The organism is Paraburkholderia xenovorans, from assembly GCF_046030735.1.
GTDB lineage: Bacteria > Pseudomonadota > Gammaproteobacteria > Burkholderiales > Burkholderiaceae > Paraburkholderia > Paraburkholderia xenovorans_A.
On sequence record NZ_JAQQBV010000048.1, the window covers coordinates 1 to 21,315 of the forward strand.

The 21,315-nt window shown below is 58.9% G+C and carries 16 protein-coding genes and 2 pseudogenes; 12 read left to right on the top strand and 6 right to left on the bottom strand.

What is annotated here, in order from left to right:
* From PQQ51_RS30875 to PQQ51_RS30900, 6 genes are all read left to right on the top strand, one after another.
* Positions 1-155, top strand: a 155-nt coding sequence (locus PQQ51_RS30875) for a PAAR domain-containing protein (RefSeq protein WP_408501027.1), incomplete at its 5' end; no start/stop codon positions are given.
* Between the two features lie 248 nt (positions 156-403).
* On the top strand, positions 404-640 hold the full coding sequence (locus PQQ51_RS30880; RefSeq protein ID WP_408500992.1) for a hypothetical protein: 237 nt from the start codon (positions 404-406) through the stop codon (positions 638-640).
* 631 nt (positions 641-1,271) lie between these two features.
* Positions 1,272-4,076, top strand: coding sequence for a type VI secretion system Vgr family protein (locus PQQ51_RS30885; RefSeq protein ID WP_408500993.1), 2,805 nt, complete (start codon positions 1,272-1,274; stop codon positions 4,074-4,076).
* Between the two features lie 19 nt (positions 4,077-4,095).
* Positions 4,096-6,333 (top strand): Tle3 family T6SS lipase effector, encoded by a 2,238-nt coding sequence (locus PQQ51_RS30890; RefSeq protein WP_408500994.1) that lies wholly within the window; start codon positions 4,096-4,098, stop codon positions 6,331-6,333.
* Between the two features lie 122 nt (positions 6,334-6,455).
* Positions 6,456-8,030, top strand: a complete 1,575-nt coding sequence (locus PQQ51_RS30895; protein ID WP_408500995.1) for a type VI lipase adapter Tla3 domain-containing protein — start codon at positions 6,456-6,458, stop codon at positions 8,028-8,030.
* A 53-nt stretch (positions 8,031-8,083) separates the two neighbouring features.
* Entirely contained in the window at positions 8,084-8,347 is a 264-nt protein-coding gene (locus PQQ51_RS30900) for a PAAR domain-containing protein (RefSeq protein WP_408501028.1), read from the top strand.
* Between the two features lie 240 nt (positions 8,348-8,587).
* Here the strand turns inward: PQQ51_RS30900 and PQQ51_RS30905 are convergent.
* Positions 8,588-8,983 (bottom strand): annotated as a pseudogene (locus tag PQQ51_RS30905) (DUF3375 family protein); the annotation flags it as partial.
* A 294-nt stretch (positions 8,984-9,277) separates the two neighbouring features.
* On the opposite strand from PQQ51_RS30905, the pseudogene PQQ51_RS30910 reads away from it, so the two are divergent.
* Positions 9,278-9,485, top strand: a pseudogene (locus PQQ51_RS30910) (DUF4172 domain-containing protein); the annotation flags it as partial.
* A 379-nt stretch (positions 9,486-9,864) separates the two neighbouring features.
* Here PQQ51_RS30910 and PQQ51_RS30915 read toward each other — a convergent pair.
* Positions 9,865-10,731, bottom strand: coding sequence for an AraC family transcriptional regulator (locus PQQ51_RS30915; protein WP_408500996.1), 867 nt, complete (start codon positions 10,729-10,731; stop codon positions 9,865-9,867).
* 213 nt (positions 10,732-10,944) lie between these two features.
* On the opposite strand from PQQ51_RS30915, the gene eat reads away from it, so the two are divergent.
* The 3 genes from eat to eutC are packed head-to-tail and all read left to right on the top strand — an operon-like array spanning position 10,945 to position 14,562.
* Positions 10,945-12,348 (top strand): ethanolamine permease, encoded by a 1,404-nt coding sequence (gene eat / locus PQQ51_RS30920; RefSeq protein WP_408500997.1) that lies wholly within the window; start codon positions 10,945-10,947, stop codon positions 12,346-12,348.
* Positions 12,349-12,391: 43 nt separating this feature from the next.
* Positions 12,392-13,786, top strand: a complete 1,395-nt coding sequence (locus tag PQQ51_RS30925) for an ethanolamine ammonia-lyase subunit EutB (RefSeq protein WP_408500998.1) — start codon at positions 12,392-12,394, stop codon at positions 13,784-13,786.
* Positions 13,783-14,562: an ethanolamine ammonia-lyase subunit EutC gene (eutC, locus tag PQQ51_RS30930; protein ID WP_408500999.1), complete on the top strand. Its 780-nt coding sequence runs from the start codon at positions 13,783-13,785 to the stop codon at positions 14,560-14,562. The genes PQQ51_RS30925 and eutC overlap by 4 nt, the downstream gene beginning before the upstream one ends.
* Here the strand turns inward: eutC and PQQ51_RS30935 are convergent.
* The gene (locus tag PQQ51_RS30935; protein ID WP_408501000.1) at positions 14,559-14,954 is read right to left on the bottom strand and encodes a DUF779 domain-containing protein; all 396 of its coding nucleotides are present in this window, start codon (positions 14,952-14,954) and stop codon (positions 14,559-14,561) included. The two genes, eutC and PQQ51_RS30935, sit on opposite strands and share 4 nt — an antisense overlap.
* A 93-nt stretch (positions 14,955-15,047) precedes the next feature.
* Entirely contained in the window at positions 15,048-16,568 is a 1,521-nt protein-coding gene (gene adh, locus PQQ51_RS30940) for an aldehyde dehydrogenase (RefSeq protein ID WP_408501001.1), read from the bottom strand.
* A 324-nt stretch (positions 16,569-16,892) separates the two neighbouring features.
* Between adh and PQQ51_RS30945 the strand changes: the two genes are divergently transcribed.
* Complete coding sequence (locus PQQ51_RS30945; RefSeq protein ID WP_408501002.1) at positions 16,893-17,936, top strand: helix-turn-helix domain-containing protein; 1,044 nt, start codon at positions 16,893-16,895, stop codon at positions 17,934-17,936.
* Between the two features lie 53 nt (positions 17,937-17,989).
* On the opposite strand, the gene PQQ51_RS30950 is transcribed toward PQQ51_RS30945, so the two are convergent.
* Together PQQ51_RS30950 and PQQ51_RS30955 are read right to left on the bottom strand one after the other, a co-directional pair.
* Entirely contained in the window at positions 17,990-18,325 is a 336-nt protein-coding gene (locus PQQ51_RS30950) for a double zinc ribbon domain-containing protein (protein WP_408501003.1), read from the bottom strand.
* A 54-nt stretch (positions 18,326-18,379) separates the two neighbouring features.
* A complete protein-coding gene (locus PQQ51_RS30955) occupies positions 18,380-20,722 on the bottom strand; it encodes a heavy metal translocating P-type ATPase (RefSeq protein ID WP_408501004.1) in 2,343 nt (780 codons plus the stop codon).
* A gap of 80 nt (positions 20,723-20,802) precedes the next feature.
* On the opposite strand from PQQ51_RS30955, the gene cadR reads away from it, so the two are divergent.
* A complete protein-coding gene (cadR, locus tag PQQ51_RS30960; RefSeq protein ID WP_408501005.1) occupies positions 20,803-21,234 on the top strand; it encodes a Cd(II)/Pb(II)-responsive transcriptional regulator in 432 nt (143 codons plus the stop codon).
* Positions 21,235-21,315: the final 81 nt, after the last annotated feature.

A 21,315-nucleotide genomic window follows, 5' to 3' on the forward strand; every position in this document is an offset into this window, starting at 1 on the left:
GGTGCACCTGCCCGATGGACGGGCATCGTGACTGCGTAATTGTCGAAGGCGATGAAAGCGTGAAGATCGACGGTAAAGCGGTTGCATTCGACGGCCACAAGACTTCATGCGGAGCCGCATTGATTTCGTCACTCAGTTCTTCGGGGCTAGCCTAAACAGTGGGGGCGCTCCACGCTTCACCTAAGTGTGACCGCTGTGCGGCGATAGGCGCCAGCGTTGGACACTGCATACGCTCAGTCCCAACTGCTATGCGTTCCTCGAAGACTTCCAGGCGCACTGGCCAACAGACGGCGAGCATGTCTACGTCGATTTCGTGCGGGATGGGCTCGTCGGCAATGGCAGCGCACGACAAGTCAACTCGACATGGCGACGCCTCGCCGAGGACCGATGCAGGGCAAAATCCGTGTTCCACTTCGATGTGCAGGGCGCCGTTGCCAAGTCGACGCATTCCGGCCTTCCATGGCTGCTCTATCTGCATCGCGAACTCGGCGAGAAGGTGCACTTCTGGCCATTCGATGGATGGGACATTGCGCCTGGTCGGTCCGCCATCGTCGAGGCTTGTCCATCGTGGTTGAATCCGAACCAGACCGCCGCGTGGCGAACCAAGCTCAATCACCAAACGGATCTTCCTATGCGCTAAGGGAATGCAACTCCTTTGTCCCTGGTTAAATCGGTGCTGCCGCCCAAACCAATTGAGAGCCGTCACACTACTACCTAATTGCGAATTTGATACCAGTACAGAAGTTTCAAAATACAGGAATACGACATACACCTTTATCCGGGAATTTTTCCCATATTTTTCGGGGCCCCTCCAGTTTTGGCAAGAATTACCTCACTTCGTCCGACAAGAAATTAAACAATACGCATCAAATTGCTAGATATATTCCGGTCTAACGCTTTCTGGCGCAAAGACGGCAAGTCCTGGTTGTGATTTAACCTTTTCTCGAACTTTAGACCTACGTTATTCATCTTATTTTTGATAAGATCTCGCGATAACGAGGGGTGCGTTGTATTAAGAAAGGGCGGCTTGGGATCGCGGGACATAATCGTGATCCTCACTAATTCAAACGGGCGAGCGAATTACCTGTTAAGAGTGAGCACGAATCGACATAAGTTTCGATCTGTTGACTTGATACGATTTTGTCAGTCGCCAACGTTCCCCGCTGTGGACGTCAGTTCGTATCTCCGTGAACACGGCCAATCGAGAGAAATCGCGTCCCTCTGCGGGCAAATGCCGGGTTCGGTGGTATCAAACTATAGAGACTTGACCCATGAATGCCGCTGACCTTCTACGTGCGTTTGCGTCGCCCGCGTTAACCCAGTCGAACCGATCATTCCGTCTGCATTGGGGCAACGCCCAGCAAACGCTTGAGCAGGTTCTGATCGCCCAGCGTATCGACATTAGCGAAGGTCTATGTGCCGGGATCGAGGGGCACGTGACGTGCCTCTCGACACGAGCGGATCTTCCTCTGAATGCCTTCATCGGTTTGCCTCTTTCGGTGCAGTTGGTAACGGATCGGGGAGCCCTGCATTCGATTTGCGGAATTGTGACGGACGTGCGGGCCGGACAGTCGGACGGCTCATTGTCGACCTATCAGCTCACAATCCGTGATGCGCTGTCCATCCTTGAGCGACGCACGAACTCCCGCATATTTCGTACGCTAAACGTACCAGATGTAATTGAAAAACTGCTTGGCGAATGGCAAAAGAAAAGCCCGGCGTTGGCGCGAGCCTTTGATTTCGACCTTTCGGCAGTGGACCGAACGAAATATCCCGTGCGAGAAACGATATTCCAGTTCCACGAGTCGGACGCTGACTTCATCCGGCGGCTATGTCGCCGCGACGGAATTGCGTGGTTCACCGCAGCCGGCAAGCGAGGACAGGATCCCGCGAGCAATGGGAATAGCGATGTGCCCGTCCATACGCTTGTTTTGCTTGATGATCCGATGAAGCTGCAAAGGTCATCCGCTGGCACGGTGCGCTATCACCGTGACGCCGCCACCGAGGAACGGGATTCGATCACCCTGTGGTCGGCATCACGTCAGTTGGTTCCTGGTGCCATCCAGCGTGTAAGTTGGGACTATAAGAGTGCCGCAGTGGCGCAGGCGAGTGAAACCAGCATTGTCGACCAAGGTGAAGCCGGAAACGACTTGGGTCAACTACTGCGCGATTCAGTGATTGATGTGCCGCATGCCGGAGACTCCTGGTCGGATTACGAGCGGGTCAGTAAAGCTCGCATGCTTGCGCATGAGTTGCAGGCGGCCAACATCGATGCTGTCGGCGGAGTACGGGACTTGGCCGTCGGCCGTTGGTTTGAGCTTACAGGCCATCCGGAAGTAGATACCCGGCCGCAGGAACAGCGCCAATTCCTGGTCACGAGGCTGCATCATCGAGGTGAAAACAGTTTGCCAAAGGAGTTAGACGAGCGCGCGCAATTGTTGCTGGAAGCGAACCGCTGGCGCTTTGATGCACTACGGCCAGATACTCAAGCGCCTCAAACTAACTCCAGGACGACGGTGGAGACACGTTACGAAAACACCTTTAGCTGCGTGCAACGTGGCGTTCCTCTCACACCGGCCTACGATCCGCGAATCGACCTGCCTCGGGTTTATCCGATTACTGCGCTGGTTGTTGGCCCTGCCGGAGAGGAGGTGTACTGCGATGAGCTGGGACGTATCAAAGTCCAGATTCAAGGCCTCGATCCGGATGATCACGCCCATGCACAGGGCGCCGGTACAAGCGGAACGGATAAGGACAGTGCCTTTGTACGGGTAAGCAGCGGCCTGGCTGGAACCAACTACGGACACGACACCTTGCCGCGCGTGGGGATGGAGGTCGCTCTCGACTTCCTGAGCGGCGATCCCGACAAGATGTTTGTTACAGGTGTCCTGCACAACGGACCGAACACACCAGCCACATTCAGTCACACTGGCTCGCTACCCGGAAACAGGTTTTTGTCGGGAGTAAAAACAAAGGAGATCAAAGGCAACCGGTATAACCAATTGCGCTTTGACGACACGGCAGGGCAGATTAGCACGCAGCTGGCGAGCGAACATGCTGCAAGCGAACTCAATCTCGGATTCCTGACTCAGCCACGGACCGGGGGCAACGGCGATGCACGAGGAGAAGGTGCTGAACTGCGAACGGACGCCGCCGCATCCCTGCGTGCGGCAAAAGGTATTTTGCTTACGACGTATGCCCGTACGAAAGCTGCTGGAAAACATCTCGATCGCGATGAACTGAACCAGCTGCTCAGCGAGTGTACCGAACTATTCAAGTCACTCGGCGAGTACGCGGGCCAGCACGGTGGTCAAGCTACGGACGCTACAGCGCAAACGCAACTTGCATCTGCCCTGAAGAACTGGGATGCCGCCACTGGCGCCTCCGCTAACGCGTCCACGTCTGGGGCTTCAGATGCGCAGGCGCTCATGGCGTTTGGTTCCACGGCAGGATCGGTTGACGTTACACCGAAGACACATGTGATGTATGCCGGCGAGAACATCGACAAGGTGGCGCAGCAGCATATGCAACTGGTGAGCGGTCAACGATTCAGTGCCACCGCGGGAGAAGGTATGCAGTTGTTCGCCCGTGCTCAAGGCATCAAGGCTATAGCGAATCAAGGGCCGGTGGTCCTGCAAGCGCAGACGGATGAACTCACCGCCAATGCGCAGAAGGGCATCCGTCTCGGCACCAACGAAGGAGAAATAGTCATTACTGGCCCTTCTATACGGATTGTGGCCGAGGACGGCAGCTATCTCAAGATAGGTGGCGGAGTGACGCTCGGAACCAAAGGTGATGCGAAAATTCTCGCGGCGTCGCATCAATGGTCAGGTCCGTCTACCGATCAGGCGACGAAAAGTTCTTTCGCGACCGCACCTACAGACCAGCGCTTTCGGTTGCACTACCCTGGTGACACGCAGGACGCGCCTTCTCCAGCCGCCAATCAGTCTTATCGCATCACAACGGACGACGGTCGTGTGATTGAAGGCAAGAGCGATGCAAACGGTTTGACCGAGCTGGTCAAGGACGACGCAATGCGCATCCTTAAAATCGACATTCTCAAACCAAAGCTGTAACTGGGAGCACGGGGATATCATGGCGGAAACGGACCAAACGCACCACGTGGTAAATAATGTCGCGGCTGTCACAATGGCAAACCGTCCAGGAGATCGCCCGGCCGAATTGGCACGCGACCTTCCCGGTATCGTCATCTTTATTCACGGTGTCAACGATCCAGGTGCTGTCTACGAAACTGTCGAAAAGGGCGTGTGCCAAGGGCTGAATGAGCGCTTGTCGCGCGGTGGTGATTTGCAAGCTGGCTCGTATGGGGTGCAGTATCAGGCCGCAGCATCAAAGCCGAACGCTGAAGTGTCGGACAACAGCGTACTTTCCGATCCAGACACTTACCAGTACCAGCGCAGCGAAGCTCCAAATACCAAGAGCGTATTTATCCCTTTCTATTGGGGATACAGACCCAAAAACACCGACATTGCAAAAGATAAAAACAATAAAGCAGTCAGGGTTCGTGGTCAGTATCAGGATAAAAAAGGTAACCGGCTAGACAAACATTTCGCCAAGGCAGGCGGGTTCTTTGCGAATGCAACCAACAACATCCCGGACATGTATGGCGCCGGATTTAAGGCACCGTTCAAAGGGAAGGCTGCGACATATACGGGAGCCTCTGGCAATTATGTCTATATCGCAGATGCACCGGAGCGCCGGTATTTTGTGCTTGCGGCCGAACGTCTGGCAACCTTGATCAGTACCATTCGAGGCATCAAACCCTCTGGAGCTGCGAGTGCCGCGAATTTAAAGCCCGTCAATGACACCATTACTGTGCTGGGGCATAGCCAGGGGACGATTATTACTCTTCTGGCTCAGGCGCTGCTTGTTCAACGAGGGCAACGTTGCGCTGACTGCGTGATCATGGTGGACAGCCCATACAGTGTTTACACGACTGAGGAATCTTCTCAAACTGCGAGAGCAAAACTCAAGACACTCGTTGATATCGTTAACGAAGTGACGAAGCAACCCTACTCGGTTCCACAGCTAGCTGAACTACTTATTGCGCACGAGCGGCACGGCGGGCGCGCGGGGAAGGGGTGGACGCCTACGAAAGGGACGCGTAAAGACAAGGGTGGCAAAAACTGGATCACGTTCGACGAACGCGATAACCGCGGCAAGGTCTATCTTTATTTCTGCCCCGAAGACACGGTTGTTGCGTTGTCAAATATTCGAGGTATCGGCACATATGGGGTGCCGGACTACGTGCACACCGACGCATACTATTGGGATCCGAATCGGACACGGCCACAAAGTTACGACGAAAAATTGCCGGCCATGGAGGAGTTGAAAAGCAAACGCTTCTACCAGCGGATGTGGACGCGCATGGAGCGCGACCATAACTTTGACGGGAAATATAAGAGAGCGTTGGTCGGAATGCCGCCAGCCCGTGTGCCAATTCGTGAAGCCTACGAACGGCTCAGTGTCGGACCAGAAGCCGGTTGGTCTCTGCTAGGAAGCGCGAAAGCTCAGGCGGTCAACGCGGCCACGCAGGTTTCCCACACGAGAAATGACATCCGTTTTATCAACGGGGAGGAACTCAAGCCACCGTGCGATCCTGACCTGTATGGCGGCGAAGTTGTCCGCGGTGGCCCGAAGCCGGGGTATGCCGATCGGGCCGGTCAGGTGGCACCGGACGACGTCCTGATGGATGTCGCGCTTGGCAACAAATACGCTTCCTTTGAATGGCAAACGGTGGAACATACGCTGTTGCCTGTGCTCAACGTCGATAAATACAAGGAAGCGTTCAACGCAAATAAAGACGTGAATGATCAGTCGCAAAATTGGCGGGTGACGCCAAGAACGTTCCTGCCTGGCTTTACCGTGGAGCGCGAAGAAACACCTAATGAAGCGCGAAAGCGGATGAAGACTGATCCGGACGCCCGGGACGATAACAACTACCATTCTGCGGTTTTGCACAGTCCAGAGAATCATCGCTGGGTGACGGCAATGGATGTGGCAATCGGTCAAGCCGTGAGCCTTGACGATCCGGACTGGCGTGACCTTCTCATACGAATGGGGGATTGGAAACTCGATTCTGCTGCCAAGGCTGCATTGGAGCTAAACCCGAACCATGGTCGACTCTCTCAGCATGCAAAGGACCTGATCGACGCTACTGCAGAGTACTACCAATCCGGAACATTTCCTTCCGAGAAAATCGTATCGCTCAAGATGCCGGATCTCGTCACGAGTGAGACGCAGGCGCAGGAGAAAAATCCGGCCCCTCCTTCTCCGGCCCCGATTATTGATTGGGGGAGATTTCCGACATGATGGCTAGGCCGCGCATTTGGCCGTACATTGCCGTATTTGCAGTTTGTGCAATCGCGTGGGTTATCCACGCAATGTACGGCCATTATCAATACATGCAGACCACTGGTCTGGAGGCTCCAAACATGGGAAGTACAGTCCGCAACGGCTTGCTCACGCTTTCTGCCGTCGTGATAGTCATTTATGGAGCAAGCTTTGCGTGGATGCATCGCACATCTGCCTCGGCGACGACTGTTTCTTCGTCTACGACTGTCGCGGCTTCTTCGCATGGGACCGTAGCGTCGAGCGATACGCAACAGCAAGCTGTCATGCTGGCCTTGACTGGACCTCGCTTTGTCCTCGAAGTACGTGGTCTAGGAGCGGTCATTGGAAAGAACATCAACACGGAAATATGGAAAAAGATTGAAGCGAAGGCGGACAACCACGCAAGCTTCCTGTCTCAAGATCCTAAAGACTACACCGACAGCGCAGACATTCGCCTGAGTGACCTGACACTCGCTACTGGGATGGCATTTGGTCAGGCGGCTCACGGAGCGGTTGAACGGTGGCCGGTTCCAGTAATCGTATGGGGCCCCCCAAAGGACCGGTCGAACAGCTTCAGAGCCGCGGCTAACATTGCTGCTGCGCGCCAACAGGCTGGCCTCGGGGTCCACCTGTTTCTTTGGGAGCGAGACGCTAACACGGACGACGGCGGGGCGATGGTTCAACGGCTCTTTGACTTCTTCGATGCGCATCCCGATGTGCCTGCCGCATTGGTTTTTAGTCTCGATGGGTCCATGACTCGGCGGCTTTTGCAAGCCCCAGGAAGCGGCAGATTGGAGAATGGCCATATTGTCCCGGCCCTGCCCGACAGCGCTGTAGCAATGCTTGTGTCCCGGTCAGACAGAGTTGATAAATCGATTAGGCCGTTTGCCGTAGAACAGACCGAAGCCGTAGACAACGACAGCACGCAGTACGACGTCATCAAGCTGTGGAACCTGTATTGGGAGAAAAACGACGGAGATGGTCCCGACGATTTTCGCGCCTTTTACAAGCATCAGGTTGCGACCGATGGTCTGGGAGATTCGGCAAAATCGATAGGCACCATGCAGTCGGCTTGGTGGCAACGGCAGTTGCCGGAATTGTGGAAAGAGGCCGGTAACCAAGGTCCGGGACAATTCACGCCTACGCCGTATGTACCCGTGCGGTGGACGAATTGGCAACTTAAGCAGTTTGACGATGCACCGTTGCTTGGCTACGTTCATCGCCCTGTAGCTATCAAGCTGACTGACGAAAATGGTAAGCCCCTGAATAGTGCTGCCGAAGTTGAGGTGTTGAAAACTGGATGGGAGCAGGCGTTGAACGCGCTTCCTGATGGAGAGAGGATCCATCGTGTGTTCTACGACACTACGGGTGATCGACAGTGGGTGGCCCCGCTAAGCCAGGCGTTCGCAAAAGCCGCGCCGTCTGGCCCAAGCCTGACAGACGCCAAGGAGGGTTATGACATTGGCGGGCGGATTGGTAATACCGGGGTGAGCTCGCCGATGGTTCAATTAGGGCTCGGCCTGATCGCCAGCTACAGTGAAGGTGGGGCAAGTGCTACTGTAAATCGTGGCCCGAGTGGGGATGCCAGTATCGTCATTGTCAGTCCGCCATCGCCCGCTGCGAAAACCGAAAACGTGGCTCGCGCCGGCGACAATCCGTTTATCACCGCGCAGTAGACTCGGTCATGCCCGATCATTGAACGACGACAATGAAACTCGAGGAGGAGTGCATGCGCGGAGTGATCCGTATTGGAGACGGTACTAGTCACGGCGGCAAGGTGGTCACAGGTAGTGATACCTCCAGAGTGATGGACAAGGGCGTTGCGCGTGTCGGTGATCAGTGCACTTGTCCGGTTTCCGACCATCATGATTGCGTCATCGTTGAGGGCGACCCAAACGTGGTGATCGATGGCAAGCCGGTGGCGTTTGATGGCCACAAGACGTCGTGTGGTGCGGCGCTGATTTCGACAATGGGTTCGTCTGGTATTGGCTGATTTGTGCGGTACCGTGCGTCGGGACTTCAAAGAACGGGCCGCCCGCTGACATTACTGACCCACAGCAGCGGCCGGGCAATTTTGTCAGCACGCCGTGCATACTTGTGACGGACAAATTGAGCCACGGATTGTTGCCGAACCAAGTGTTGCAATCAAACAAGTTTCATCAATTCCCGAAGACTATAATTTTTTCCAAAAAAAACAGTTCTCAGTCTTCGTTAAACGAATCGCTCAATTTGCCATTGTGAGCAATCGCGATTCGGTACCGATGAAGCTACGCTCGGTCAGCGTGCCGAGCCACGCAATGGCTTTTTCCGTCGCTGGCGTCAGATCGAAAAACGGTTCGTCGGAGTCTTGATAGAACTTGCGCAACCAGCCTTTGTCATTGGCGGCCCATTCGTTGAGATAGTAGGACGCGGTTTTCGGAAACGCGGAGGGCCCGAGCTGTTCGCGCAAGACGAATAGCTCGTCTTCGAGTGCCTCGGTCAAATTCGCTTGCCCTATCACGCGTACGTTGGGCAGCGTAAAAACTCGATGCAGAAAGCTCGCGACGAGTGGCGCGTGCTCCGCACGCAATAACCGCCATGCAGGATGGTTCTGCCGCAACAGGTCGAGCGTGTGATAGTCGAAGTTCATGGTGCTGGCGTTAAATGGGTGAGACGGTCGCGGCATCGAAAACTTCGATGATAGTTCACGCTTTTGGTCCGTCGGCCACTCCCTGCAATGCCGATGAAACTACATCTACTTTTATCAGATGATTCGAATCGCATCTTCTACCGCTTCCGGAGGCTGATCCAGCCGCTGCGATCCCGTTCCACAAACAGCATTGGCAAGCGACTAGCGTGCTTGCCGTGAATAGTCTGGCAGTTCTCCGCAAAAATTCGCGGAGAATAATTTTCTCATGCGGAGAAAAGCTCCGATAATCTCCGCATGAATCGCGGAGATTGGCTATATATCTGGGAATCCCACGACTGGCGCCGCATGGCGCTACGACTTGTCACGCCTTGCAGCGCCGCTTGCGGAAGTATCCCTAGCTCGAGGCCTGCTGTTCGGGCGTCTTGCCGATGTCGGCCCGGCGTTACGGAGCGAGGCCAGCTGTGCTGCGCTCACCGAAGACGTGATCAAAACCAGCGAACTCATCGCATTCGGTGTTTTGAAAAAATCAGAGGCAGGCGGCCGCAGCACCTCATATGAACTCGCGGACTGAACGTTATCCACACCGCCCTCTGGACAACTGCTGTACAACCGACCTCACACGCTGTGAACGAAACCTTGATAAACCCACCGCTCAACCGGGCAGCAGAAAAGTTGTCCCAGGCTCCGCCTGTCAGTCCGCGTATACCGCGCAGGGTTATCGATTCCGCAGCCCGTTGATCTGTAAACGAAGTCCGAGGTTATCCACAGCCAACCGAGGTGCTTGTTAACTATTACTACGTATACATATACAAAGACTATAAAAACCAGAGAGGCATCCGAAAGCGCGCCGCGTAAACACGCACAACCGCAGCACGAAGCCCTCAAACCAACGGCAAACAGATCTCCGTCAGCAACTCCGCAGGCGCCGTCTCCTTCGGACTATTCAGATACTCTTCAAACGCCGGCGCATCCGCAGCCTCACGCCCCGATTGCACGAGCCAGGTCCCGTACAACCACTCATACGCCGCCCGCATATCGCTATACGGGCCCTTATGCCGCAACACCGCATATTCCCCACCTCTAACGTGTGCGACAGAAACCGGCGGCGTCAACGTCACCGAACCCAGCACCGGCCGCGGCAACAACACCCCAGCCTTCGACCGCAGTTCACTCTCCGCCACCACCCCAGGATCGTCGTAGTAAACCGCGATCATCCGCATCTGCACCTCCAGCAGATGATGTTTCCCCAACCACACGAACAAACCATCAAACGCCTTGCCGATCTGCATATACGGCCCAACGTGATCGACCGACAGCACCTCCATCGGCTCCACGTGACGGATCACCACTTCACGCATCGTCATTTGATCGTCTCCTGAAAGCGCCGGACGAAACCGGCTATGTGAACCTTGCTTGCGATACTGCGCCGGCGGTATACCGAACACCGCCCGAAAAGTGCGAGAAAAAGACTGCAAACTGCTATACCCGGAACGATCGGCGATTTCCGCAATCGGCATTGACCCATTCGCGAGATACCCCGCGGCCCGATGCAAACGCAAACGCCGTACGGTCGTCGCGACGGTTTCGCCGTACATTCCCTGGTAAATACGATGCCAGTGATACGGCGACAAACACGCGATCTCCGCAAGCCGCTCGATATCCAGCGGTTCGTCGAGGTGATCGTAAATATGGTCGAGCACGCGCGCGAGACGTGTCTCGTAACGTGCCCGGTTGCCTGATTCGTTCATGTGCCGATTGCCGACGATTTAGACAAAAACAAAAGTACCACGCCTTCATTTACCAAATCCTGCTGAATCCGTCTTCGGGACACATCGCGGCCAAACTTTGCCGAATTTCGATAACACCTCGATTAATGGCTCACTACCATCGGCTGAAGCCTGTCCGCCCGTACCCGCAAAGCCCTGCGGCGTCGAGCAAGCGGCAACATCAGGGAGCTTGCGATGAAAACGGAATCCAAAAATCAGCACGTCGGCCAAGTCACGCATCATGAGCTGAAGCAGACGCTCGGCACGTGGCAGCTATGGGGAATCGCGGTCGGCCTCGTCATTTCCGGCGAATATTTCGGCTGGAGCTACGGGTGGGCGAGCGCCGGCACGCTCGGCTTCGTCTTCACGGCGATTTTTATCGCGGCGATGTATACGACCTTCATCTTCAGTTTCACCGAACTCACCACGTCGATTCCGCACGCAGGCGGCCCGTTTGCCTACGCGCGCCATGCATTCGGCCCAACCGGCGGCTACCTCGCAGGCGCTGCGACGCTGGTCGAGTTCGTATTTGCGCCACCGGCGATCGCGCTCGCGATCGGCGCCTATCTGCACGTGCAGTTTCCCGGGCTCGAGCCGAAGCACGCGGCAATGGGCGCGTATCTGGTCTTCATGGCGTTGAATATCGTCGGCGTGCAGATCGCCGCTGCATTTGAATTGTGCGTGACGTTGCTCGCGATTTTCGAGTTGCTGGTCTTCATGGGCGTCGTGTCGCCGGGCTTTCAGTGGTCGAACTTCACCAAAGGCGGCTGGTCCGGCGCCGACACCTTCAGCATGGGCTCGTTCCACGGTATGTTCGCGGCGATCCCGTTTGCGATCTGGTTCTTCCTCGCGATCGAAGGCGTCGCGATGGCCGCCGAAGAAGCCAAAAACCCGAAGCGTTCCATTCCGATCGCCTATGTGGCCGGCATTCTGACACTCGTCGTGCTCGCGATCGGCGTGATGGTGTTCGCCGGTGCTGCGGGCGACTGGACCAAGCTGTCGAACATCAACGACCCGCTGCCGCAAGCGATGAAATTCATCGTCGGCGAACATAGCGGCTGGATGCATATGCTGGTGTGGCTCGGCCTGTTCGGGCTGGTCGCGTCGTTTCACGGGATCATCCTCGGCTATTCGCGGCAGATCTTCGCGCTGGCTCGCGCGGGTTATCTGCCGGAGTGGCTCTCGAAGGTTCATCCGCGCTTCAAGACGCCGCATCGCGCGATCCTCGCGGGCGGTGTGGTCGGCATCGCGGCGATCTATAGCGACGAGCTGATCCAGTTCGGCGGCCAGACGCTCACCGCGAACATCGTGACGATGTCCGTATTTGGCGCTATCGTGATGTATATCATCAGCATGTTGTCGCTGTTCAAGCTGCGTCGCTCGGAGCCGAACATGGAGCGACCGTTCCGCGCGCCGCTGTTTCCGGTGTTTCCGGCCTTCGCGCTGCTGGCCGCCGTCATCTGTCTGGCGACGATGGTTTACTTCAACCTGCTGGTGGCCATCGTGTTTGCGATTTTCCTCGCGCTCGGCTACGTCTACTTCCTGTTGACGCGCCATCAACGCGAAGCGGCGCCTTCGGACGCCTTGCTCGAAGAATGACGAATCGTGCCGCGGCGCAAGCAGCGGCGATGGAGTCGTAAAAATGAGCTACACCGAGACGATCGGCAGTCGCACTTACCGCTTCGCCGATCTGAAAACCTTGCTGGCGAAGGCCAGTCCGCAACGCTCCGGCGATCAGCTCGCGGGCGTCGCGGCGGCGAGCGAGGAAGAGCGCGTCGCTGCGAAGATGGCGCTCGCGCAGGTGCCGCTGCGCACGTTTCTCAACGAGGTGGTAATTCCATACGAAAGCGACGAAGTTACGCGCCTCGTGATCGACGATCATTCGCCGCAGGCGTTCGCTGAAATCTCGCATCTGACGGTCGGCGATTTTCGCAACTGGCTTCTCAGCAGTTCGACGGATGCCGATGCACTCACGCGTATCGCCGCGGGTCTTACGCCGGAGATGGTCGCGGCGGTGTCGAAGCTGATGCGCAATCAGGATCTGATCGCAGCGGCGCGTAAACGTCCGGTGATTACGCGCTTTCGCAACACGGTCGGACTGCCGGGCCGCATGTCGGTGCGTCTGCAACCGAATCATCCGACCGACGACGTCAAAGGCATCGCTGCCTCGATGCTCGACGGCCTGATGTACGGTTGCGGCGACGCGATGATCGGCATCAATCCGGCCAGCGACAATCTCGCGGCGATTACCCGGCTGCTGCTGATGATCGACGACTTCCGCCAGCGTTATCAGGTGCCGACGCAATCGTGCGTGCTGACTCACGTCACCAACACGATCGCCGCGATCGAAAAAGGCGCACCGGTCGATCTGGTGTTCCAGTCGATTGCGGGCACGGAGAAAGCAAACGCGGGTTTCGGCATTTCGCTCGCGTTGTTGCAGGAAGCATATGAGGCTGGGCTCTCGTTGAAACGCGGCACGGTCGGCAATAACCTGATGTATTTCGAAACGGGCCAAGGTAGCGCGCTCTCGGCGGATGCGCATTTCGGCGTCGATCAACAGACATGCGAAGTGCGCGCCTATGCGGTCGCGCGCAAGTTCAATCCGTTTCTGGTGAATACGGTGGTCGGTTTCATCGGACCTGAGTATCTGTACGACGGCAAGCAGATCACGCGCGCGGGCCTCGAAGATCACTTCTGCGGCAAGCTGCTCGGCGTGCCGATGGGTTGCGACATCTGCTACACGAATCACGCGGAAGCGGATCAGGACGACATGGACAACCTGCTCACGCTGCTCGGCGTAGCAGGGATCAATTTCATCATGGGCATTCCCGGTGCGGACGACGTGATGCTCAACTATCAGAGCACCTCTTTTCACGACGCACTGTACGTGCGCGATGTACTGGGCTTGCGTCGCGCGCCGGAGTTCGAAGCATGGCTGGAGTCGATGCAGATCACCGACGCGCGCGGCGCATTGCTCAGCGCATCGCCGCAACAGCCGCTGCTCGAAGGCGCGAACGACTGGATGGGCATCGCATGAGCGATTTCCTCGAAAAGAATCCGTGGAACGCGCTGCGCCAGTTCACCAATGCGCGCATTGCATTGGGCCGCACGGGCAACAGCTTGCCGACGGCGCCGTTGCTGGCGTTCAATCTGTCGCATGCTCAGGCGCGCGATGCGGTGCATCATCCGCTCGATACCGAGGTACTGCACGAACAGTTGCGCGCGCAGAACTTCAGCACGCTCGACGTGCATAGCGCCGCGCCCGATCGTGAGCACTATTTGCGGCGTCCCGATCTGGGCCGCAAATTGAGCGACGAAAGCCGCGAAGCACTCGCGCAACGCGCGATCGATTCACCGGAAGTCGTGTTCGTGATCGCAGACGGGCTGTCCGCATTCGCTGCGGAGAAGCAATCGATTCCGCTGCTCCAGGCGGTCTGCGCCAAGCTCGCCGATTGGAAGATCGGCCCCGTGGTAATCGCGCGTCAGGCGCGCGTTGCGTTGGGCGATGAGATCGGTGAGCTGCTCGATACGAAGCTCGTGGTGATGTTGATCGGCGAGCGCCCCGGTTTGAGTTCGCCCGATAGTCTCGGCATCTACCTGACCCATTCGCCGAAAGTGGGTTGCAGCGACGCACAACGCAACTGCATTTCAAACGTGCGGCCCGAGGGGCTGAATTACGAAGCAGCCGCGCACAAGTTGCACTATCTGCTGACGCACGCGCGGCGCCTCGGATTGACCGGCGTCGATCTGAAAGACGACAGCGACGCGCTGCTGGCAAGCGCGCCCGACACCCCGGCGCTCAGCGGCGATTAAGCATCCGCGCGTTCTACCGGATGCGTGTCGAGCCACGCGTTTTCGGCGTCTTCGAATAACCGTGAACGCGTGAGAAAGCGCAATCCGCTCGGCCGCTCCAGAGAAAACATCCCGCCGTTTCCCGGCACCGCGTCGATGATCAACTGCGTGTGCTGCCAGTATTCGAATTGCGATTCGCTCATGTAAAACGGCACGCCGGCGATCGTGCCGAGTTTCACATCGGACGAGCCGACCATGAACTCGCCTTGCGGAAACATCATCGGTGCGCTGCCGTCGCAGCATCCGCCCGATTGATGAAACAGCACCTCACCGTGTTCGGCGCGCAGCTTGTCGATTAACTCGACCGCAGCCGGTGTCGCGATCACCCGTGCCACTTCTTTTTCATCGGCCATCACAAGTCCTCGCTGAAAAAAGAGCGAGCCGCGCAATGCGGCCCGCTCGAACACAAACGCCAACTCACGCTACTCGCTGACGCTTGAAGACGCTTAGAAGAAACCGAGCGGCTTGTCGCTATAGCTGACCAGCAGGTTCTTGGTCTGCTGATAGTGATCGAGCATCATCTTGTGATTCTCGCGACCGATACCCGATTGCTTGTAGCCGCCGAACGCCGCATGCGCCGGATACGCGTGATAGCAGTTGGTCCACACGCGGCCCGCCTGAATCTGGCGGCCGAAGCGATACGCACGCGTGCCGTCGCGCGTCCAGACGCCAGCGCCGAGACCGTACAGCGTGTCGTTGGCAATCTCGAGCGCTTCGTCTTCAGTCTTGAACTTGGTGACCGACACCACGGGCCCGAAGATTTCTTCCTGGAAAATGCGCATCTTGTTGTTGCCGCGGAACACGGTCGGCTTTACGTAATAGCCTTTGCTCAGTTCGCCGTCGAGCTGGTTGCGCTCACCGCCGATCAGACATTCGGCGCCTTCCTGTTTGCCGAGGTCGACATACGAGAGGATTTTCTCGAGCTGTTCCTGCGAAGCTTGCGCGCCGATCATCGTCTTCGCGTCGAGCGGATGACCTTGCGTGATCGCGGCGACGCGTTTCAGCGCGCGTTCCATGAAGCGGTCGTAGATCTTTTCATCGATCAATACACGCGACGGACACGTGCACACTTCGCCCTGATTCAGCGCGAACATCGTGAAGCCTTCGAGTGCCTTGTCGAAATAGCTGTCGTCCGCGTTCATTACGTCGGCGAAGAAAATGTTCGGGCTCTTGCCGCCGAGTTCCAGCGTGACCGGGATGATGTTCTGGCTCGCGTACTGCATGATCAGACGGCCGGTCGTGGTTTCACCCGTGAACGCAATCTTCGCGATGCGTTTGTTCGACGCGAGCGGCTTGCCGGCTTCGAGACCGAAACCGTTCACGATGTTCACGACGCCCGCAGGCAACAGATCGTGAATCAGTTCCATCAATACGAGGATCGAGGCAGGCGTTTGTTCGGCGGGCTTCAGCACCACGCAATTGCCGGCGGCGAGTGCGGGTGCGAGTTTCCACACGGCCATCAGGATCGGGAAATTCCACGGAATGATCTGGCCGACCACGCCGAGCGGTTCATGAAAGTGATACGCAACGGTGTCGTCGTCGATTTGCGAGAGCGAGCCTTCCTGCGCGCGCACCGCGCCGGCGAAATAGCGGAAGTGGTCGATCGCGAGCGGAATGTCCGCGGCCATCGTTTCGCGCAGCGGCTTGCCGTTGTCGATCGTTTCCGCGACGGCCAGACGTTGCAGATTCGCTTCCATCCGGTCGGCGATGCGGTTCAGGATGTTCGCGCGCTCGGTGGTCGAGGTTTTGCCCCACGCGGTTTTCGCGCGATGGGCGGCGTCGAGTGCGAGTTCGATATCGGCTTCGCGCGAACGCGGGATCGATGTGAATGCTTCGCCAGTGATCGGCGAGATGTTGTCGAAGTACTCACCGCCCGCCGGCTTGACCCATTCGCCGCCGATGAAATTCGCGTATTGCTTCTTGTACGGGAATTCGGTCGTCAGAAATTGCATCTCTGCGTGATTCATCTGTCTGCTCCTCACATGTTTGAATGGGCTGTATACGGCGCGATATTTCGCTTGGCCGCGTGATGAGAGAGCCAGAAGTGTGCCAATGCACCGTACCGGGGACGCGGGCATGTGCAGCAAGCACTGTTGCGATGCATTACCGGCGGCGCTGCTCAATGCGTGCGGAATTGAACGTCTCCATTCTGCGCAGTGAGCAATCGGCTGTTCACCGATTGAACAGGATGCCCACACCTGTTCAGCCGTTTGACTCCGACGCAACGCGAAATTCGTTCGGCATGGGACTTGCCTGCGTTTGCGCCAACATGTCGATTCCAGCGATCCCGTATGACGATTGAACTCCGCCGCGACGAGCCGACCGGCCTGACATCAACCGAGCAACCGAGCTTCTGCGTGCAGACTCGCGTCGCGCACGATGCCGACGAACAGGCGCGCAACCTGCACGGCTGGAACCAGACCTACGATCAGTTGACCGCGGGTCGCTTCGTCGGCGGCTTGACCGAGTTGTGTCTCGATCACATGCAGGTGTTCGTCGAAACGACGAGCCACACGCTGCGGCAAACTTGCGAAGTGCAACAGGACGCGTTCTGGTTCGGCATTCCCACTTGTCGCGACGGCAGCGGCCGGATCGACGCGCAGGCGATCGGCGGCGATGCGCTCGCGTTTCGTCCGGGCGGCATCGAGTTCGAGTTATTGACGTCGCCGGGTTACGAGATTTTCGGCGTGGTGGTGAAGGGCGAAGTGCTGCGCCGTTATGCGGCCGAGGTCGAGCGCGTGGGATTGGCCGAGCATCTGCCGAATACCGAGGTGGTGCCGGTCGGCAGCGCGCGTAAAGAGCGGCTGTGCGCGTCGCTGCGCCGGCTTCTCGACGACGGCGCGGCAAGCGGCGCGCCGCTGTCTTCGTTCGCGCGGAACAATTTGCAGGCGTCGGTGCTGGCTTCGCTGTTCGACGTCGGCGCATTGCCCGCCGACGGTCACTCCGAAACGCCGACCCAGTCGCGGCGTCAATCGATCGTGGCCGAGGCGCGTGAGTATGTGGTGGCCAATCGCGATCGCGCGATCAACGTGCCGGAGTTGTGCGAGCGTCTGCATGTGAGCCGGCGCACGCTGCAATACTGCTTTCAGGACGTGCTCGGGATGGCCCCGGCCACCTATCTGCGCGCGATCCGCCTGAACGGCGCGCGGCGCGAGCTGTGCAGTGCGTCGCGTGAATCGCGTTCGGTGCAGGACGTTGCCGCGGCGTGGGGTTTCTGGCATCTGAGCCAGTTCGCGACCGATTACCGGAAGCTGTTCGGCGTGCGGCCTTCGGAGACCTTGAAGGCCGCGTCGCACGATCATCAGGAAGCCGGCCGCTATTCGTTCGCGCATTAGTGCGTGGGGTGAACGCTCACCCTGCGCCCGCTACGCGATCCGAACCTTCAACGCTAAGCCGGGGTGCCGCACTGCTGGCAAAATTTCGCGGCTGGCGGCACGGGGGCCGAGCAGCCGCTGCATGTTGCCGGCAGCATCGACGTTCCACATTGCTGACAGAACCGCGCGCCGATCGCATTCACCGTGCGGCACGCTGGGCATGCCGGCCCGGCGGCGCGCGCGATGGGCGGTGTGGGGGCAGTAGGACCGCCGTTGCCGTAGCCATCATTGCCTGAACCACCGTGGCCGCCGCGGCCCCAGCTATCGTGTCCACCGCCGTGGCCGCCACCGTGCCCTCCACTACGGTGTCCGCCGCCGTGACCGCCCAGAAGCTTTTCCAGGAATCCCATCTCAACCTCCTTGCGTCAGTTCGTTAGTCCGCGTGCACGATCTTCGTTACGCGTTCACTTGCGCAGCAACCGCAAGCCGTTCGCCACCACCAGCAGGCTCGCGCCCACGTCGGCGAATACCGCCATCCACATCGTGCCCAACCCCGTCAGCGCCAACACCAGGAACACCGACTTGATGCCGAGCGCGAGCGTGATGTTCTGCACGAGCACCGCGTGCGTCGCTTTCGAGAGGCGGATGAATTGCGGAATCTTGCGCAGGTCGTCGTCCATCAGCGCGACGTCGGCGGTTTCGATCGCGGTGTCGGTGCCCATCGCACCCATCGCGAAGCCGATATCGGCGCGCGCGAGGGCGGGGGCGTCGTTGATGCCGTCGCCGACCATGCCCACCGTCGCGCCTTCCTGCGACCAGCCTGCTACGGTGTTCAGCTTGTCTTCGGGCAACTGATCGCCGCGTGCTTCGTCGATGCCGACCTGCTGCGCGATCGCCGCGGCCGTGTGCGGGTTGTCGCCGGTGAGCATCGCGGTGTGCACGCCGAGACGCTGCAAATCGGCGATCGCGGCGCGGCTCGTGTCCTTCACCGTGTCGGCGACCGCGAACAGCGCGAGCACGCGTTCGGCACTCACCAGCATCACGACGGTCTTGCCTTGCTTCTCGAGTAAGTCCAGCCGCGCTTCGAGCGAAGCCGAACAGCGCCCGAGTTCTTCGACGAGCCGATGATTGCCGAGCCAGTACGGCGAGCCGTCGATCTCGCCGCGCACGCCGCGGCCCGCCAGCGCTTCGAATGCATCGACCGGGACGGTGCTCACGCTTGCGGTTTTCGCAGCCGCCGCGATCGCCATCGAAACCGGATGATCCGAACGTCCCGCGAGACTCGCGGCTAGCGACCGGCAACGCGCGTCAGCGAGGCCGACGTCGACCAGGATTTCGAATTCCGTTTGTACCGGCTTGCCGTGCGTGAGCGTGCCGGTCTTGTCGAGTGCGAGCCGCTTCAACTTGCGGCCCTGTTCGAGATAGGCGCCGCCCTTGATCAGAATGCCTTTGCGTGCGGCCGCCGCGAGACCGCTGACGATCGTCACCGGCGTCGAGATCACCAGCGCGCACGGACATGCGATCACCAGCAACACCAGCGCCTTGTAGATCCACGCCTGCCACAGTCCGCCGAACAGCAGCGGCGGCAGCACCGCGACCCCGAGCGCCACGACGAACACGATCGGCGTGTACACGCGGGAGAACTGGTCGACGAAACGTTGCGTCGGCGCCTTGGTGCCTTGCGCTTCCTCGACCGCATGGATGATGCGCGCGAGCGTCGTGTTGGCGGCGGCGGCCGTCACGCGGAAGTCGAGCGAACCGGCCTGGTTGATCGTGCCGGCGAACACCGCATCGCCGACGGTTTTATCGACCGGCAGACTTTCACCGGTGATCGGCGCCTGATCCACGCTCGAACGGCCCGCGACGATTTCACCGTCGAGCGCGATCCGCTCGCCGGGTTTCACGCGCACCACCGCGCCGAGCGGCACGGCCTTGAGTTCGGTCGCCAGCCAGCTGCCGTCGGCCTGCTGCACGCTCGCCTGTTCCGGCGTGAGTTGCATCAGCCCCTGGATCGCGTTGCGGGCGCGGTCGAGCGACTTCGCTTCGATCAGCTCGGCGATCGTGAAGAGCACCATCACCATCGCCGCTTCGGGCCATTGGCGCAGCAGCAGCGCGCCGGTCACCGCGATGCTCATCAGCGCGTTGATGTTGAGGTTGCCGTTGCGGATCGCGAGCCAGCCCTTCCGATAGGTCGTGAGGCCGCAGGAGACGACCGCGAGGATCGCCAGAGCCGCCGATACCCAGGCGGGCGCGCCGAGCCAATTGACGGCCTCTGAGCCCGCCGCGGCGACGCCGGCGAGCGCGAGCGGCCACCAGGGTTTGGCGGGCGCCTGAGGCGCGGCGCTCGGTGCGGCATCCGGACCGGCGTCGGCCAGTTCGGGCGTGAAGTCGAGCGAGCGGAGCGTCGCGAGGATCGAGCCGAGTGCGTCCGGTGCGTGAACGACGGTCAACACGCGCTGCATCAGGTTGAAGTCCATGCTGCGCACGTACGGCATACGGCCCAGTTTCTTGCGGATCAGCGTCTCTTCGGTCGGGCAGTCCATCTGCAGAATGCGGATCGCGGTGCGCACGTCCGCGCCGACCGTCTCCGATTGCGGGAGCCGGAGCGGCGTCAGGACGGCGGCGGATGATGTCGCGCAGCAGTCGCTGTGGGTGTGGTCGTGGCTGTGCGCCTGTTTATGCTCGTGCCCGTGCCCGCAACTTTCGGCATGCTGATGATTCTCTTCGTGCAGATGCCCGTCAGGGCCGCCGGCATTGGCTTCAGCCTGCCCAGGGCGATCGGTTTCGGCGTAGTGGTCGTGCGGCATGGTGGCTTCCTCGTTCGATTTGTGGTCTAGTAAACACCTTGAAGCCACTACAAGGTCAAGGCCGTTTATCCGGAGGGTCCATGAAAATCGGCGAATTGGCGAAAATCGCCCATTGCACGACCGAAACCGTCCGTTTCTACGAAAAAGAGGGCTTGTTGCCCGAAGCTGAGCGCACTGAGGCCAATTACCGCAGCTATACGGCGAAGCACGTCGAGCGGCTGCGTTTCATCCGTAATTGCCGCGCGCTCGACATGACCCACGACGAAATCCGCGCGTTGCTGCGTCTAACCGACGCGCCGGCCGACGGCTGCGGCGGCATCAATGCGCTGATCGACGAGCACATTGCGCACGTCGACACGCGCATCGACGAGTTGAAGCAACTGAAATTGCAACTGACCACGCTGCGCGACCAATGTCACGGCGAGCAGGCAGTCGGCGATTGCGGGATCGTCCAGGGTCTGACGGAAATGGACGTGAGCGCGACGCGCGCGCGGCATACGCATCTGGGTTGAAACGCTCGCGCTGGCGAGCGCATGTATGCGCAAAATTTTTATCGCATTCCAGGCGAGGCCGCACGCGCGGCCTCGCCCAAC

What these genes read in the sequence shown, in the direction of transcription:
- PQQ51_RS30955 (WP_408501004.1), bottom strand. Translation starts at nt 20,722, where the DNA reads ATGCCGCACGACCACTACGCCGAAACCGATCGCCCTGGGCAGGCTGAA.
- PQQ51_RS30935 (WP_408501000.1), bottom strand. Translation starts at nt 14,954, where the DNA reads ATGGCCGATGAAAAAGAAGTGGCACGGGTGATCGCGACACCGGCTGCG.
- eat (WP_408500997.1), top strand. Translation starts at nt 10,945, where the DNA reads ATGAAAACGGAATCCAAAAATCAGCACGTCGGCCAAGTCACGCATCAT.
- PQQ51_RS30915 (WP_408500996.1), bottom strand. Translation starts at nt 10,731, where the DNA reads ATGAACGAATCAGGCAACCGGGCACGTTACGAGACACGTCTCGCGCGC.
- PQQ51_RS30885 (WP_408500993.1), top strand. Translation starts at nt 1,272, where the DNA reads ATGAATGCCGCTGACCTTCTACGTGCGTTTGCGTCGCCCGCGTTAACC.
- cadR (WP_408501005.1), top strand. Translation starts at nt 20,803, where the DNA reads ATGAAAATCGGCGAATTGGCGAAAATCGCCCATTGCACGACCGAAACC.
- PQQ51_RS30890 (WP_408500994.1), top strand. Translation starts at nt 4,096, where the DNA reads ATGGCGGAAACGGACCAAACGCACCACGTGGTAAATAATGTCGCGGCT.
- PQQ51_RS30895 (WP_408500995.1), top strand. Translation starts at nt 6,456, where the DNA reads ATGGGAAGTACAGTCCGCAACGGCTTGCTCACGCTTTCTGCCGTCGTG.
- PQQ51_RS30945 (WP_408501002.1), top strand. Translation starts at nt 16,893, where the DNA reads ATGACGATTGAACTCCGCCGCGACGAGCCGACCGGCCTGACATCAACC.
- PQQ51_RS30900 (WP_408501028.1), top strand. Translation starts at nt 8,084, where the DNA reads ATGCGCGGAGTGATCCGTATTGGAGACGGTACTAGTCACGGCGGCAAG.
- PQQ51_RS30925 (WP_408500998.1), top strand. Translation starts at nt 12,392, where the DNA reads ATGAGCTACACCGAGACGATCGGCAGTCGCACTTACCGCTTCGCCGAT.
- adh (WP_408501001.1), bottom strand. Translation starts at nt 16,568, where the DNA reads ATGAATCACGCAGAGATGCAATTTCTGACGACCGAATTCCCGTACAAG.
- PQQ51_RS30950 (WP_408501003.1), bottom strand. Translation starts at nt 18,325, where the DNA reads ATGGGATTCCTGGAAAAGCTTCTGGGCGGTCACGGCGGCGGACACCGT.
- eutC (WP_408500999.1), top strand. Translation starts at nt 13,783, where the DNA reads ATGAGCGATTTCCTCGAAAAGAATCCGTGGAACGCGCTGCGCCAGTTC.